The following is a 17,019-nucleotide window of genomic DNA, read 5'->3' on the forward strand; positions in this document are numbered from 1 at the left end:
TAGAATCAAATTATGCCAATTTATACTGCACCCGTTGAAGATATGATGTTTCTTTTTGAAAAACTAAGAAACAACAAAGAGTATAATGAATTGGAAAAATATAAAGAAGTTACTCCAGATTTAGTAAAAGACATTTTACAGGAAGCAGCAAAAATAAATCAAAATTTAATTTTACCATTAGCTAAAGTTGGAGATGAAAATCCTGCAATTTTAGAAAATGGAGTTGTTAGAACGCCTCCAGGTTACAAAGAGGCTTATAAAAAATATATTGAGGATGGTTGGACATCTTTATCATGTGATCCAAAATATGGGGGTCAAGGTATGCCAAAAACAGTGAGCGCATTTTTTGATGAAATGCTATCTTCTGCTAGCCTTTCTTTTAAACTCTATAGTGAACTTAGTATTGGTGCTTATAATTGTATTAATCATCATGCTAGTGATGAAATAAAAAATAAATATTTACCAAAAATTGTAGAGGGTAAGTGGAGTGGAACAATGTGCTTAACTGAGCCAGTATGCGGTACTGATTTAGGGCTACTAAAAACAAAGGCTAAAAAACAATCTGATGGTACATTCAAATTAACTGGACAGAAAATTTTTATTACCTCTGGTGATCACGATTTAACTGAAAATATTATTCATTTGGTTTTAGCAAGAGTGGATGACTCTCCGGCTGGCACGAAAGGTATCAGTCTGTTTTTAGTTCCAAAGTTTATTGTAAAAGAAGATGGGAATGTTGGTCCAAGAAATGGAATTTCAACTGGTTCTATCGAAACAAAAATGGGAATTAAAGGATCAGCAACTTGTGTTCTTAATTTTGATGAAGCAACTGGTTACATGATTGGTGATAAGGAAAAAGGTTTGAGTGCAATGTTTACGATGATGAATCTTGAAAGGATCGTTGTTGGGATACAGGGTTTGGGTATATCAGAGATTGCTTATCAAAATTCACTTTCATACGCAAAAGAGAGAAAGCAAGGTAAGTCGAATAATTCAAAATCTAAAAATGGTGCTGATTTTATAATTGAGCATGCAGATATTAGAAGATCGTTGTTAAATATGAAATCTATTATTGAGGGCGAGAGAGCCTTATGTTTTTGGTTATCTCAACAAACTGAGGTAAGCCTATATCATCCAGATGAAAAAGCTCGGCAGGAGGCATCTGATTATGTCTCGTTAATGACTCCAGTAGTTAAATCCTTGTTTACAGATTTAGCAATGGAAATCACTAGTGATGCAATGCAAATTTATGGTGGATATGGTTATACTAAAGATCAAGGAATAGAGCAGTTGTATCGAGATAATAGAATCACACCAATTTACGAGGGCACGAATTCTGTACAAGCTGCTGATTTAGTTTTTAGAAAATTATCAAATAAGAATGGGAATGTAATTTATAAATTTTTAGATCAGGTTAAAAATGAATGTAATTCTAACAACGAAAAAATAAGACCATTCCTCTCAGATTTTAATAATTATTTAGATGTATTAAAAAAATTTAGTGGTTGGATGATTGAGAAATCTAAAACAGATAAAGATGATGTAAGTGCTGCTGCTAATGATTATCTTAAAACTCTCGGATTTGTTTCGATTGCTTACGCATGGATAAAAGTACTAGAGGTAAGCTTTAAAGATTATAATGAAAATAAAAATTTTTATGATGACAAAATTGATACCGCTAGGTTTTATTTTGATAAAGTTCTACCAAGAGCTGAACAACATTACAAATCAGCAATTTCTGGAAGCTCCAATATTATGAATTTTAAATTCAATTAAATGAGTCATTACGATACTAATTTAGATAAGAATAGTGCAAATTATGTTCCTTTAACTCCTTTGACTTTTTTGAAGAGAGCAAAAGAGATTTATCCTGATTATGAAGCAATTATCTATGAAGATCGTAAATACACCTGGGCTGATGTTTACAAACGTACTCTTAAATTTTCAAGCGCCCTTAATAAAATTGGAATTAAAAAAGGAGATACTGTCTCATTTTTAGCTTTCAACACACCTGAAATTTTCGAGGGACATTACTCTGTTCCTATGTCTGGTGCAGTATTAAATACAATTAACATAAGATTAGATGCCAAAACTATTGCTTATATTTTAGAACATAGTGATGCTAAAGTTCTTGTTGTTGATAGACAATTACACATAGAAGTTAAAAAAGCGTTAAGCACTTTAAAAAAGAAGATCACAATTATTGATATAGTTGATAAGTTTGCAGACCAATCAAAGTGTGGAAAAATTGGTGATCTAGAATACGAAAGTTTTTTAAATACTGGTGATGAAAATTTTGATTGGAAAATGCCAGAGGACGAGTGGCAAGCAATATCATTGAGCTATACATCCGGAACTACTGGAAACCCTAAAGGCGTTGTTTACCATCATCGGGGATCATATTTAATGTCCACGGGTAGTGCAGTTGCCTGGAACATGCCAAACAGACTTAATTTTTTAACTATTGTCCCAATGTTTCATTGCAATGGATGGGGTTATCCTTGGACTATACCCATGTTAAATGGAAGAACAATTTGTTTGAGAAATATAGACGTAAAAAAAATATTTGAATTAATAGATAAACATAATGTTACTCACTTTGGTGGTGCGCCTATTGTACTAAATATGATAACTGGTGCACCAGAGACTGATAGAAAAAAATTAAAGCAAAAAGTATACGTCCTTACTGCAGGAGCCCCACCGCCAAGTATAATTTTCAAAAAAATGAAAGAACTTGGTTTTGAAGTTATGCATGTTTATGGATTAACTGAAACTTATGGGCATGTAACTCAATGTGCGTGGAATGATGCTTGGAATGACTTCGATGAGGAAAAGCAGAACGAAATTAAAGCAAGACAAGGAGTTAGATACCCAAATACAGAAGGGATTGCTGTGATGGATCCAGAAACAATGACTGAAGTTCCAAAAGATGGAAAGACGATTGGTGAAATAATGATTAAAGGAAATGTAGTCATGAAGGGTTATTTTAAGGATAAGGATGCTACAAATAAAGCGATGGCTGGTGGCTGGTTTCATTCTGGTGACTTAGCTGTCATGCATCCAGATGGATATGTAAAAATCCAGGATAGATCTAAAGATATAATAATTTCTGGAGGTGAAAACATATCCTCTATAGAAATAGAAAATACTCTTGCAAAACATCCTTCAGTATCTATTGCAGCCGTTGTAGCTAAACCAGATGAAAAATGGGGAGAGGTACCTTGTGCATTTATTGAGATGGTAAAGGATAAACCAACAACCGAGAAAGAATTAATTGGTTTTTGTAAAGAAACCCTCGCAGGTTTCAAGGTGCCAAAACAAGTTGTTTTTTGTGAACTACCTAAAACATCGACAGGAAAAATTCAAAAATTTGAATTGAGAAAAAAATTTTAGGTAATTGATTGATATTTGAAATAGAAAATAAAACTATTCATGCATCTGATGCAGGTCAAGGCATAGATCCGAAAAAACAAACAATTGTATTTCTTCATGGAAGTGGCCTTTCACACATAGTTTGGTCATTAACTGAACAATTTTTTTCGAATAAGAATTTTAATGTATTGTCTATCGATCTTCCTGGTCATGGAAATTCAGATGGACCATGCTTAGATACCATAGAAAAAATTGCTGATTGGTTAGAAAGTGTATTTAAAAAATTACAATTAAAAAATTTGATTTTAGTTGGTCATTCTCAAGGATGTTTAGAAATACTTGAATATGCTTTCAAATATAAAAGCAGGTTAAATAAATTAGTTTTTGTTGGAGGCTCAAATAGAATGCCAGTTCATCCTGATTTAATAGAACTTGCAAAAAATGGCGACCCTGATGCTGTAAAATTAATGATGAAATGGGGTTATGAAGGCTCAAAAAAATTTATTGGTGGGAATCCAGTAGAAAAAATAATTCAGTCTCCGAGAGATATTAGTGAAGTTTTAGCAGTCGATTTAAATGCGTGTAATAATTACTCAAATGGGTTAGAGGCAACAAAAGTTTTAGACTTTCCCACATTACTTATTTTTGGAGAGTTAGATAAAATGATCAATTTAGATGCAGGGAAAAAATTTTCAAATTTAGTAAAAAACTCATCTACTCATGTAATTAAAGGTTGTGGCCATATGATAATGATTGAAAAAGCATTTGAAATGAGAGAAAAGATTTTAGAATTTTTAATTAAATGAAAAGTTATCCGATAGCAAAATCAAGAAGAGTTAGAAGTACACCCTATACTTCTAGAATAGAGAATCAAGGTGTTACCGCTTATACTGTTTATAATCATATGCTTTTACCAGCAGCTTTCGGTTCCTTGGAAGAGTCTTGTGATCATTTAAAAAAGAATGTTCAGATATGGGATGTAGCTGCAGAAAGACAGGTTGAAATTTCAGGCAAAGATGCTGCCAAACTTGTACAACTCATGACTTGTAGAGATTTATCGAAATCCAAAGTAGGAAGATGTTATTATTGCCCTTTGATCGATGAAAATGGAAATTTGGTAAATGATCCAGTTATTTTGAAATTAGCTGAAGATAAATGGTGGATTTCAATTGCTGACTCTGATGTAATTTTTTTTGCAAAAGGTCTTGCTTCAGGAAATAAATTTGATGTTAAAATTTTTGAACCAATCGTAGATATCTTAGCAGTTCAAGGTCCCAAATCTTTTGATTTAATGGAAAAAGTTTTTGGTGAAAAAATAAAAGAGTTAAAATTTTTTGGATTTGATTATTTCACTTTTAATGGGGCAAAACATTTAATAGCTAGATCTGGTTGGTCAAAACAAGGTGGTTTTGAAATTTATGTTGAAAACACCGACTCAGGTTTGAAGTTATACGATCATCTTTTTGAAATCGGTAAAGAATTCAATGTTAGACCTGGATGTCCAAATTTAATCGAAAGGATTGAGAGTGGTTTACTTTCTTATGGGAATGATTTTGATAACAATGATAATCCATTTCAATGCGGTTTTGATAAATATATCGATTTAGAGACCGATATAAACTTTTTAGGTAAAGATAAACTTAAAAAAATCAAAGAAAAAGGAATTGATAGAAAGCTAATGGGTGTTCAAATAGATTTAACCAAGATTCTTTTAACTAGTTCTTTAGATATCAAGAATAATGAAGGGAATATAATTGGAGAACTAAGATCCGCTTGTTACTCGCCACATTTTAAAAAAGTTATTGGTATTGCAATGATAAAAGAACCATATTGCAAAGCATCTTCGTCTGGAACAATAGAAATTGATGGAAATTCTTTGGCTCTTAAAGTTTGCGATTTACCTTTCATCTAGTATAAAACTTAGATCATGAATATTGCAATTGTAGGAGCAACAGGAAATGTTGGTAGGAAAACATTGGAAATTTTGGAGAGAAAAGAATTTTCTATAGATAATTTATATTTAGTTGCGTCCTCAAAAAGTGTTGGAAAAAAAATTGGTTTTAGAGGTAAGGAAATGGATGTCCTTGATTTAGAAAATTTTGATTTCTCAAAAGTTAATATTGCTTTTTTTGCAGCTGGTGGAAAAATTTCTGAAAAATTTGCTGAAAGAGCAGCCAAAAATTGCTTGGTAATTGATAACTCTAGTTTTTTTAGAATGGATCCAGAAGTACCTTTGATAGTTCCACAAGTAAATTCAGATGATCTAAAAAAAATTAAAAAAAATATTATTGCAAATCCGAATTGTTCAACAGCTCAATTAGTGATTGCTCTTAAACCTTTACACGATCTATTTATTATCAAAAGAATTGTTGTGTCTACTTATCAATCAGTTTCTGGAGGTGGAAAAGCTCCCATGGATGAACTTATTGAGCAAACTAAACTAGTTTTAGATGGTAAAAAAGTATCATCTAAAAATTTTACAAAACAAATAGCTTTTAATGCCATCCCTCATATCGATCAATTTGCAGATGATGGTTATACTAAGGAAGAGTTAAAAATGATGAACGAAACTAAAAAAATTTTAGATACCAAAATTGATTTAACAGCAACATGTGTGAGATTACCAATCTCTGTTTCTCATTCTGAGTCAGTCAACTTACAATTTGAAAAACCTTTTACTCTGGAAAAGGTAAGAGATGCTTTGAATAATTTTGAAAGTTGTAAAGTTATTGATGAAAGAAATGATGGCGGTTATTCAACTCCAGTTGAAGCAGAGGGAATGGATGAAACTTTTATTTCAAGGATAAGAGAAGACAAAACAATTAAAAATGGATTAAATTTATGGATCGTTTCAGATAATCTTTTGAGAGGCGCGGCTTTGAATGCAGTAGAAATTGCAGAAACAGTAATTAAAAACAATTATCATGGAAAATAAAAAACCATTATCTCCTCACATACAAGTTTATAAATGGCATATTTCGTCTTTAGTATCCATTTCACACAGAATTACAGGCATAATAAATATAATTGGAATAACGTTAATTTGTTTGTGGGCATCTTTATTATTATTAGGTGAAAATAGTTATGAGGCTGTTAATCTACTATTAAATTCTCAAATTGGAAAATTTATTACTTTAGGTTTGACCTGGTCTTTTTGTTTTCAAATTTTAAGTGAGATAAGACATTTAATAATGGATTTAGGTTATGGATTTGAACTTAAGACAACTAAAATAACTGGTCTTTTAGTAATTATAGGGTCAATCTTTTTAACTATAATTTTTTATTTGATTGGAAAAAATTTATTTTAAGATGATTGCTGCAACAAAAAAATGGATTTTTTTAAAAATAAGTGGAGCAATATTAGTTCCATTAATGGCCTGGTTTATTCTAAGTTTTATTAGTATTTATGATCAGAGTTATTCAGAAATATTGGAATTTTTTACGAATCCATTATCTAAGTTTTTATTTAGTTTATTTATTATTACTGCATATTTCTTTTCAGCATTAAGTATTAGTGAGGTTTTTGAGGATTATATAAAAGATTATAAAATCAAAAATGTCGCAAATGGTTTTTTGTACGTATCAGCTGTGGTAATTCCATTAATTACAATTATATTATTAATTAACTTATGAGTTCTTACAAAATAATCGATCATGAATACGATGTGGTAGTCTTGGGAGCAGGTGGTTCTGGTCTAAGGGCCGCGGTTGGTTTAAGTGAAGCTGGTTTAAAAACAGCTTGTATTTCAAAAGTCTTTCCAACTAGAAGTCACACCTCTGCAGCGCAAGGTGGTATTTCCGCTGCTTTAGGAAATATGGGTGAGGATGATTGGCGTTGGCATATGTACGACACAGTTAAAGGAGCTGATTGGTTAGGTGATCAGGATAGTATTGAATATCTCTGTAAGGAGGCACCAAAGGCTGTAATAGAGCTAGAAAAATATGGTGTTCCATTTAGCAGAACTGAAGATGGAAAAATTTATCAAAGACCATTTGGTGGTATGACCAAAAATTACGGCAATGGAATTGTACAAAGAACTTGCGCAGCTGCTGATAGAACAGGTCATGCAATTTTACATACTTTATATGGACAAGCTTTAAAACATAACACAGAATTTTTTATTGAGTATTTTGCATTAGATTTATTAATGAAAGATGGAGCGTGCAAAGGTCTTATTGCTTGGAATTTAAATGATGGAACTATTCATAGATTTAGAGCTCACACTGTTATAATTGCAACAGGTGGTTATGGAAAAGTATATTATTCTGCAACATCAGCCCATACTTGTACGGGTGATGGTAATGCGATGGTATTAAGAGCAGGTTTACCATTGCAAGATATGGAATTTGTTCAATTTCATCCAACAGGAATTTATGGTCATGGCACATTGATCACAGAGGGTGCAAGAGGTGAAGGAGGATATCTTACAAATTCTAAGGGTGAAAGATTTATGGAAAGATATGCCCCTAAAGCGAAAGATTTAGCATCAAGAGATGTTGTGAGTAGATCGATGTCAATTGAGATTAATGAAGGAAGAGGGGTTGGAAAAGATCAAGATCATGTTCATCTTAATTTAAGTCACTTAGATAAGGATATTATCGAAAGTAGATTACCTGGTATAACTGATGCTGCAAGATTATTTGCTAATGTAGATGTTACCAAAGAACCAATTCCGGTTGTTCCAACAGTTCATTATAATATGGGTGGAATTCCAACAAATTATAAAGCAGAAGTATTAACTGTAAATGGTTCAGAAAAAACTGTTCCAGGTTTAATGGCAATAGGTGAAGCAGCGTGTGTTTCAGTTCATGGCGCAAACAGACTTGGTTCAAACTCATTAATTGATTTAGTTGTTTTTGGTAGAGCAGCTGCTAAACGTGCAGCAGAGCTAATAAAACCAGGAACTCCACACGAGGAAATCAGTGAAACAGAAACCCAAAAATGCTTAGATCGTTTTGATAAAATTAGAAATTCACAGGGTGACATTGGAACAGCTGAACTAAGGTTATCAATGCAGAAAACTATGCAGTCCAAGTGTGCTGTTTTTAGAACTGAAAAAACTCTTAAAGAAGGTGTTAATGAAATAAGAAAAACTTATGATGGGCTAGACTCTTTATCAGTAAAAGATAAATCTTTAATTTTTAATACTGATTTAGTTGAAACTTTAGAATTTGATAATTTAATAAGACAAGCTGTAGTAACAGTTGATTCAGCCTATAACAGAAAGGAAAGTCGAGGAGCACATGCGAGAGAAGACTTTCCAAAAAGAGATGATAATAAATTTATGCAACATACTCTTGCCTGGTGTGACGGAAAAGATACAAAAATTAGTTATAGAGAAGTTCACAAATCAACATTGACTAATGAAGTGCAATATTTTCCACCTCAGGAAAGAGTATATTGATGGCTCAAATAGGTTTACCTGACAACTCAAAAGTGAAAAAAGGTAAATATTTTAAGGATAAAACTGGTTCAAAAAATCTTAGAAAAGTAAATGTTTATAGATGGGACCCGTCTACAGAGGAAAATCCTAGAATTGATACCTATGAAGTTGATATGGATAATTGTCCCTCAAAAGTTTTAGATATTTTAAATAAAATTAAAAATGAAATAGATCCAACTTTGGCTTATAGAAGATCTTGTGCTCATGGAGTTTGTGGTTCGTGTGCGATGAATATGGATGGAAAAAATGGCCTTGCCTGTACAACCCCCCACAAAGAAATAGATGGTGATATCAATATTTATCCATTACCACACCTTAAGGTCAAAAAAGATCTAATAGGCGACTTGGATGGTTTATATAAACAGTATCAATCAATTGAGCCATGGTTAAAATCAAATTCAAAGTCAGAAACTAAAGAAATTTTTCAATCTAAAGAAGATAGAGCTAAACTAGATGGCGCATATGAATGTATAATGTGTGCGTGTTGTTCAACTTCTTGCCCTAGTTATTGGTGGAATGGTGATAAATATCTAGGACCAGCAGTACTTTTACAAGCCTATCGATGGATCATAGATAGTAGAGATGAAGAGAGAAATTCAAGATTAAAAAAGGTGGCAGATGAACTTAAACTTTATAGGTGTCACACGATTTTAAACTGTACTAGCGCTTGTCCAAAAGGTTTAAATCCTGCAAAAGCAATTGCTGAAATAAAAAAAATGTTAGCAACAGCTAATATTTAAACAATAGACTAATAACAATTTTTAATCTAAAAGATCCTATTCATGAAATTAATTGAACATTTTGTAGGTGGAAAAATAATTCCCGGGACATCAAATAAAAAAGGCAAAGTTTTTAATCCAGCAACTGGTGATCAAGAAAAAGAAGTAAGAATCGCATCTAAAAAAGATTTGGATAATGCGGTAGAAGTAGCAAAAAAAGCTTTTCAAGAATGGTCAGTAAAACCTTCTTTAGTGAGAGCTAGAGTCATGTTTAAATTCAAAGAACTTATTGAAAAAAATTCAGATGAACTCACACAATTAATTGTGAATGAACATGGAAAGGTTTATGAGGACGCAAAAGGTTCACTAACTCGGGGCTTAGAAGTTGTTGAATTTGCTTGTGGTATTCCTCATTTGCTGAAAGGTGAATTTTCAGAAAATGTTGGCACAAATGTTGATAGCTGGTCTATGCGACAGCCATTAGGTGTAGTTGCGGGTATTACACCATTTAATTTTCCAGCAATGGTACCGATGTGGATGTTTCCAATTGCAATTGCTTGTGGAAATACTTTTATATTAAAGCCATCTGAAAAAGACCCCTCTTGTTCCATTAAATTAGCTGAACTTTTAAAAGAAGCAGGTTTACCCGATGGCGTTTTTAATGTGATCAATGGAGATAAAGAGGCTGTTGATGCTATTTTAACAAACCCAGATATAAAGGCAGTAAGTTTTGTTGGTTCTACCCCAATTGCAAAATATATTTATGAGAATTCAGCCAAGAATGAAAAAAGAGTTCAAGCTTTAGGGGGTGCCAAAAATCATTTGGTAGTAATGCCTGATTGTGATTTAGATGGTGCAGTAAATGGTTTAATGGGAGCTGCATATGGGTCTGCAGGAGAAAGATGTATGGCACAATCAGTTGCTGTAGCAGTTGGAGATATAGGTGATGAACTTGTTTCAAGACTTTCAAAAAAAGTAGAAGCTTTAAAAGTAGGACCAGGAATGGATAAAAATTCTGAAATGGGACCTTTAGTAACAAAAGAGCATTTAGAAAAAGTTAGAGGATATGTAGATTTAGGAGTAAAAGAGGGAGCTAAGCTTGTTGTAGACGGTAGAAGCCTAAAATTACAAGGATATGAAAATGGTTTTTATATTGGTGGCTGTTTATTCGACCATGTTAAAAAAGAAATGAGAATTTATAAAGAGGAAATATTTGGACCAGTATTATCTGTGGTTCGAGTAAAAACTTTTGAGGATGCAGCAAATTTAATAAATGATCATGAATATGGAAATGGGGTGAGCATTTACACAAGAGATGGAGATGCTGGAAGAACTTTTGCGAGTAAGATTCAGGTTGGAATGGTAGGTATTAATGTGCCAATTCCTGTACCAATGGCCTTTCACAGTTTTGGTGGATGGAAAAGATCTTTATTTGGAGATAGTGCAATGCATGGTATGGAGGGTATAAAATTTTATACAAAATTAAAAACAATAACTTCAAGATGGCCCTCAGGCATCAGGTCAAATGCAGAATTTGTGATGCCTACAATGAAATAAGAAAAATGACAAAAAAATATAGTAAAATATCATTAATCGGTGCAGGTCAAATTGGAGGAACATTAGCTCACTTAATAGGAACAAAAGAATTGGTTGATGAAGTAGTTTTATTCGATGTAGCAAGTGGAATTGCCAAAGGAAAAGCTTTGGATATTGCCCAGTCCTCATCTGTAGATGGATTTAATGTAAAATTTTCTGGGACTGATAATTACAAAGATATTGAGGGATCAGATGTAGTAATAATTACTGCTGGAGTTCCAAGAAAACCTGGTATGAGTAGAGATGATTTATTAGGTATTAATTTAAAGATAATTAAACAAGTTGCAAATGGAGTAAAAGAAAATGCTCCTGATGCCTTTGTAATTTGTATAACTAATCCACTTGATGTAATGGTAATGGCATTCCAAAAATTTTCAGGTTTACCATCTAACAAAGTTGTTGGAATGGCCGGTATTTTAGATAGCTCGAGATTCAAATTATTTTTATCTTTAGAATTTGATGTACCAGTAAAAGAGATAGACGCGATGGTTATGGGAGGACATGGAGATACAATGGTTCCTCTTCCAAGATTTACCAAAGTATCTGGAAAACCTTTAATAGATTTGGTTAATGATGGAAAAATTTCAAAAGAAAGATTAGAAGAAATAAATCAACGAACTCGAGATGGTGGAGCTGAAATAGTAAAATTTTTAGAAAAGGGTTCTGCCTTTTATGCACCTGCAGCCTCCGGAATTGAAATGGCTAAAGCTTATCTCAATGATGAAAAAAAAATGCTTCCGTGTGCAGCTCAATTAAATGGTGAGTATGGAATAAAAGATATTTATGCTGGTGTGCCAATTGTCATTGGAAAAAGTGGAGTTGAAAAAATAGAAGAAATAAACTTAGATGAAAAAGAAAAGTCTGAATTTTTACATTCAGTTGAAGCGGTAAAAAAACTATGGGAAGCGGCTTCTAAAATCGATCCTGATTTAGCTAAAAAATGAATATTCACGAACACCAAGCTAAACAAATCTTAAAAGAGTTTGGTGCAGTTGTCCCAGAGGGAGTTTTTGCGTTTACTGTTAAAGATTTAATTGAAAAATGTAAAAAACTAAAAACTGATAAATATGTCTTAAAAGCACAAATCCATGCAGGTGGAAGAGGGAAAGCGGGAGGAGTAAAAATCTTAAATAATTTAGATGAATTAGAAAAATCGGCCAATGAACTTCTTGGGAAAAAATTAATCACGCATCAAACTGGGCCAGAAGGTAGAGAAGTAAAAAGACTTTATGTTGAAACTTCCTCTAATATAGAGAAAGAATTTTATTTATCATGTTTAATTGATAGAGCCACATCTAAAATTGCATTTATTTCTAGCAATGAGGGAGGGATGGATATTGAAGAAGTAGCAGCAAAATCCCCAGACAAAATTTTGACTAACAAAGTTGATTTTACAGAAGAAATTTCTGATGCAGAGTGTGAAAAGATAATCAAAATTTTCAATCTAGAGGATAGTTCAAAAATGGAAGCTATTTCTTTGATTAAATCTATTTATAAAATGTTTGTTAAAACGGACGCAAATATGGTTGAAGTTAATCCATTAATTTTAACAAAAGAAAAAAAGATTGTTTGTCTAGACGCAAAAATAAATTTTGACAGCAATGCTTTATTTAGACATCCAGAGATTTTAAATCTTAGAGATCTAAATGAGGAAGACCCTATAGAGATCGAAGCTAGTAAACACGATTTAGCTTATATAAAATTAGATGGAAGTATTGGTTGTATGGTAAATGGAGCTGGTTTAGCAATGGCTACAATGGATATAATAAAGTTATACGGAGAAGAGCCAGCGAATTTTCTAGATGTTGGTGGAGGAGCGTCAAAGGAGAAAGTTTCTGCAGCCTTTAAAATAATTTTATCAGATAAAAATGTTAAAGGTATTTTAATCAATATTTTTGGTGGCATCATGAGATGTGATGTTCTTGCCCAAGGTGTGGTTGATGCAGCAAAAGAAATCAATATTAATGTTCCTTTGGTAGTGAGATTAGCTGGCACAAATTTTAAAGAAGGAAAAACTATATTAGACAATTCTGGATTAAAACTTATATCTGCTGAAAATTTAGATGATGCAGCTAATAAAATTGTTAAGGCCATAAAATAATGTCAGTTCTTGTAAATAAAGAAACTAGGTTAATTTGTCAGGGTTTTACTGGTTCGCATGGAACATTTCACTCTGAGCAAGCAATTAAATATGGAACAAAATTAGTAGGTGGAGTCACTCCTAAAAAAGGAGGACAAAAACATTTAGGATTACCAGTTTTCAATACAGTTAAAGAGGCTAAAAACTCTGAGGGCGCCAACGCCACGATGATATATGTGCCAGCGAAGTTTGCTGCTGCAGCAATCATTGAGGCAATTGAGGCATCAATCGAGTTAATTGTTTGCATTACTGAAGGAATCCCAATTCAAGATATGTTGAGAGTTAAACAGAAATTACTAAAATCAAATTCCAGATTAATTGGACCTAATTGTCCAGGAATAATAACTCCTGATGAATGTAAAATTGGTATTATGCCAGGCAATATCCACAAAAAAGGTTCAGTTGGTATTGTCTCTAGATCTGGGACTTTAACCTATGAGGCAGTTGCTCAAACCACAGAAAATGGATTAGGTCAATCTACTTGTATAGGTATTGGTGGAGATCCAATAAATGGTACAAATTTTATTGATTGCTTAGATTTATTTTTGAATGATGACGAAACAGAATCTATTTTAATGATAGGAGAAATCGGAGGAACAGCCGAAGAGGAAGCAGCAGAATTTATTCAAAATCACAAAATAAAAAAACCAATTGTTGGCTTTATAGCTGGTATAACAGCACCACCAGGTCGTAGAATGGGCCATGCTGGTGCAATTATTTCTGGGGGCAAAGGTGGTGCCAAAGATAAGATTAAAAAGATGGAAGATTGTGGAATAACAATGGCAAATTCTCCCTCCAAAATTGGAAAAACATTGTTCGATAAATTGTCTGATTGAAAAATTTCTTAGTCAGTTTATATTGATTAAACATAATGTCTTCCTCTAAAAATTTAGAATTTAAAAAAACAGCCTTTCTCAATAAATCAAACAGCGCTTTCATCGAAGAAATGTACTTAAAATTTGTAAATAATGATCCTGAATTACCTGATAGCTGGAGAAAATATTTTAAAGAAGTTGGAGATGAAGACGATATAATTGTAAATGAAATCAATGGTCCTTCGTGGAGTCCTTCTGAGAAAGTTTCAATAAATAAAAAAGAAAATTTTGAAAATCAAATCACAGAACAAAATAATGACGATATAATTAAATCAAACACAAATTCAATTAAAGCCGTTGCGATGATCAGATCATATAGACAAAGAGGTCATCTAATTGCAAAGCTTGATCCATTAGGATTGTTAAAATCAGATTATTTAGAGGAACTTCATCCAGAGTCTTATGGATTTAAAAAAGAAGATTATCAAAAGAAAATTTTTTTAGACAATGTCACTAATAAGCAATACTCAAATATTAATGAAATATTAAAATTCTTAAAAGAAAAGTATTGTGGTGCTTTAGGTTATGAATATATGCATATTTCAAATCCTACTGAGAGAAAGTGGTTTAGAGATCGTGTTGAAAAGGCAGATGATTTTAATTTTACACAAAATGGTAAAGAGGCAATTCTTAACAAACTGATTCAAGCTGAGGGTTTTGAAAAATTTCTTCATACAAAATATGTTGGGACTAAAAGATTTGGTCTTGATGGCGGTGAAAGCTTAATTCCTGCACTTGAACAAATAATTAAAATTGGTGGTCAGTCAAATGTTAAAGAAGTTAAAATCGGGATGTCTCATAGAGGTCGACTAAATGTATTAGCTAATGTTCTTCAAAAATCTTACAAAAGAATATTTAATGAGTTTGCAGGAGAAATAAGTTCAAAGTCTAAAGATGATACTGGAGATGTTAAATATCATTTAGGCGCTTCATCAAATAGAGAGTTTGATGGAAATTCAGTTCATGTAAGTTTGACAGATAATCCTTCACATTTAGAAGCAGTCAATCCAGTCGTTTTAGGTCAAACTAGAGCAAAACAATTTTTTCATAAAGATAAAGAGAGAAAAAAAGTAATTCCGATTCTTATTCATGGAGATGCAGCCTTCGCTGGACAAGGAGTGGTAGCTGAATGTTTTGCAATGTCTGGTCTTCCAGGACATAATACAGGTGGCACAATTCATATTATAGTAAACAACCAAATAGGTTTTACAACAAGCCCAAGATTTGCAAGATCTTCGCCATATCCTTCTGATATAGCAAAAATGGTTGAGGCACCGATTATTCATGTGAATGGTGATGATCCAGAGGCGGTTGTTTATGCAGCAAGAATTGCAACAGACTTTAGATTAAAATTTAATAGAGACGTTGTCATTGATTTGATTTGTTATAGAAGATTTGGACATAATGAGGGAGACGAGCCATCATTCACTCAGCCTTTAATGTATAAAAAGATAAGATCTCATCCCTCAACTATCAAGGTTTATGGTGAAAAACTGGTAAGCGAAGGATCAATTACAAATGATTATTTAAATAATTCCATTAAAAAATTTAAAGATCTATTAAATGACCAATTTAAAAATGCAAAAAATTATAAACCAAAAATAGAGTGGTTTGAGGGAACATGGTCAAGATATAGACCAGAGCGTGGAAAAGACAAAAGAGGAGTTACAGGCTCTGATACCAAAAAATTAAGAATTATCTCTGATAAAATAAATACAATACCGTCTGAAATAAATATTCACAAAACAATTATGAAAATTTTAGATAATCGAAAACTTTCAGTTTCTAATGGTAAAGGCATAGATTGGTCTACTGCGGAGTCCTTAGCTTTTGGGTCACTATTGGAAGAAGGTTATCCAGTAAGACTTGTAGGTCAAGATTCAGGAAGAGGGACATTTAGTCAAAGGCATTCTGTTTTAAGAAATCAAATCGACAATTCGAGATATATCCCTTTAAATAATATTTCTAACAAACAAAAAAATTTTGAAATAGTAGATAGTTTTTTATCAGAGTTAGCTGTTCTAGGATTTGAATATGGATATAGTTTGGTGGAACCCAATACTCTTACTATCTGGGAGGCCCAATTTGGAGATTTTGCTAATGGTGCGCAAGTAGTTATCGATCAATTCATAGCTTCAGGTGAACGAAAATGGTCGAGAGCCTCTGGTTTAGTAATGTTGTTACCACATGGATATGAGGGTCAAGGACCTGAGCATTCATCAGCGAGGTTAGAAAGGTTTTTACAATTATGTTCGAATGACAATATGCAAGTCATGAATTGCACAACTCCTGCAAATTATTTCCATGCTTTGAGAAGACAAATGCATAGAGATTTTAGAAAACCATTAATTATTATGACACCAAAATCTTTATTACGTCATAAACATTGCGTTTCTAATTTAGATGATTTTAGTAAAAAAAATTCTTTTCATCGAGTTTTATGGGATCATGCCATTGATCCGAAAGTAAAGGGGTTTATCAAATTAAAAAAACCAAAAGATATTGAAAAAGTGATTCTTTGTTCTGGAAAAGTCTACTTTGACTTACTTGAAGCGAGAGAAAAAATAAAAAAAGACAACGTAGTGTTATATAGAATAGAGCAACTTTACCCTTTTCCTGCAAAAGCACTTGCCAATGAGCTCAAACCATATGCTAAAAAAGCAAAATTTTATTGGTGTCAAGAAGAGCCCAAAAATATGGGCGCTTGGTTTTCAGTCAGAGATTATATCCAATGGACATTAGATAATATAAAGGCTAAGAATAGTATGATTTCTTATATTGGAAGAAGTCCAGATGCATCACCTGCAACAGGATATGCCAAGAGACATGTTTCTCAACAACAAGAAATTATAAAGAAAGTTTTTGAATAAATA

General features: G+C 32.6%; 14 protein-coding genes. All 14 read left to right on the forward strand.

Features of this window, described 5'->3' with window-relative positions; genetic code table 11:
• Window positions 1–12: 12 nt before the first annotated feature.
• The 14 genes from ACTT83_RS01895 to ACTT83_RS01960 are packed head-to-tail and all read left to right on the forward strand — an operon-like array spanning window position 13 to window position 17,016.
• On the forward strand, window positions 13–1,776 hold the full coding sequence (locus tag ACTT83_RS01895; RefSeq protein ID WP_440918506.1) for an acyl-CoA dehydrogenase family protein: 1,764 nt from the start codon (window positions 13–15) through the stop codon (window positions 1,774–1,776).
• The gene (locus tag ACTT83_RS01900) at window positions 1,777–3,393 is read left to right on the forward strand and encodes an acyl-CoA synthetase (RefSeq protein ID WP_440918507.1); all 1,617 of its coding nucleotides are present in this window, start codon (window positions 1,777–1,779) and stop codon (window positions 3,391–3,393) included.
• Window positions 3,394–3,401: 8 nt separating this feature from the next.
• A complete protein-coding gene (locus ACTT83_RS01905; RefSeq protein ID WP_440918508.1) occupies window positions 3,402–4,178 on the forward strand; it encodes an alpha/beta fold hydrolase in 777 nt (258 codons plus the stop codon).
• Window positions 4,175–5,284, forward strand: a complete 1,110-nt coding sequence (locus ACTT83_RS01910; protein ID WP_440918509.1) for a dimethylsulfoniopropionate demethylase — start codon at window positions 4,175–4,177, stop codon at window positions 5,282–5,284. The genes ACTT83_RS01905 and ACTT83_RS01910 overlap by 4 nt, the downstream gene beginning before the upstream one ends.
• Window positions 5,285–5,299: 15 nt before the next feature.
• Window positions 5,300–6,307 (forward strand): aspartate-semialdehyde dehydrogenase, encoded by a 1,008-nt coding sequence (locus ACTT83_RS01915; protein ID WP_440918510.1) that lies wholly within the window; start codon window positions 5,300–5,302, stop codon window positions 6,305–6,307.
• Window positions 6,297–6,680: a succinate dehydrogenase, cytochrome b556 subunit gene (gene sdhC / locus ACTT83_RS01920; protein WP_440918511.1), complete on the forward strand. Its 384-nt coding sequence runs from the start codon at window positions 6,297–6,299 to the stop codon at window positions 6,678–6,680. Before ACTT83_RS01915 ends, sdhC begins: the two co-directional genes overlap by 11 nt.
• A gap of 1 nt (window position 6,681) precedes the next feature.
• Complete coding sequence (gene sdhD / locus ACTT83_RS01925; protein WP_440918512.1) at window positions 6,682–7,005, forward strand: succinate dehydrogenase, hydrophobic membrane anchor protein; 324 nt, start codon at window positions 6,682–6,684, stop codon at window positions 7,003–7,005.
• Window positions 7,002–8,777 carry a succinate dehydrogenase flavoprotein subunit gene (gene sdhA, locus ACTT83_RS01930; protein WP_440917710.1) on the forward strand — a complete coding sequence of 592 codons (1,776 nt, stop codon included), beginning with the start codon at window positions 7,002–7,004 and terminating at the stop codon, window positions 8,775–8,777. Before sdhD ends, sdhA begins: the two co-directional genes overlap by 4 nt.
• Entirely contained in the window at window positions 8,777–9,556 is a 780-nt protein-coding gene (locus tag ACTT83_RS01935; protein ID WP_440916711.1) for a succinate dehydrogenase iron-sulfur subunit, read from the forward strand. The genes sdhA and ACTT83_RS01935 overlap by 1 nt, the downstream gene beginning before the upstream one ends.
• Window positions 9,557–9,598: 42 nt before the next feature.
• Window positions 9,599–11,092, forward strand: a complete 1,494-nt coding sequence (locus ACTT83_RS01940; RefSeq protein ID WP_440918513.1) for a CoA-acylating methylmalonate-semialdehyde dehydrogenase — start codon at window positions 9,599–9,601, stop codon at window positions 11,090–11,092.
• Between the two features lie 5 nt (window positions 11,093–11,097).
• A complete protein-coding gene (gene mdh, locus ACTT83_RS01945) occupies window positions 11,098–12,075 on the forward strand; it encodes a malate dehydrogenase (protein ID WP_440918514.1) in 978 nt (325 codons plus the stop codon).
• On the forward strand, window positions 12,072–13,232 hold the full coding sequence (gene sucC / locus ACTT83_RS01950) for an ADP-forming succinate--CoA ligase subunit beta (RefSeq protein ID WP_440918515.1): 1,161 nt from the start codon (window positions 12,072–12,074) through the stop codon (window positions 13,230–13,232). Before mdh ends, sucC begins: the two co-directional genes overlap by 4 nt.
• Entirely contained in the window at window positions 13,232–14,107 is an 876-nt protein-coding gene (gene sucD / locus ACTT83_RS01955) for a succinate--CoA ligase subunit alpha (RefSeq protein ID WP_440918516.1), read from the forward strand. The genes sucC and sucD overlap by 1 nt, the downstream gene beginning before the upstream one ends.
• A 35-nt stretch (window positions 14,108–14,142) precedes the next feature.
• Window positions 14,143–17,016 (forward strand): 2-oxoglutarate dehydrogenase E1 component, encoded by a 2,874-nt coding sequence (locus ACTT83_RS01960; protein ID WP_440918517.1) that lies wholly within the window; start codon window positions 14,143–14,145, stop codon window positions 17,014–17,016.
• Window positions 17,017–17,019: the final 3 nt, after the last annotated feature.

The sequence above is a fragment of the Candidatus Pelagibacter sp. genome (assembly GCF_052049775.1).
Taxonomy (GTDB): Bacteria; Pseudomonadota; Alphaproteobacteria; order Pelagibacterales; family Pelagibacteraceae; genus Pelagibacter.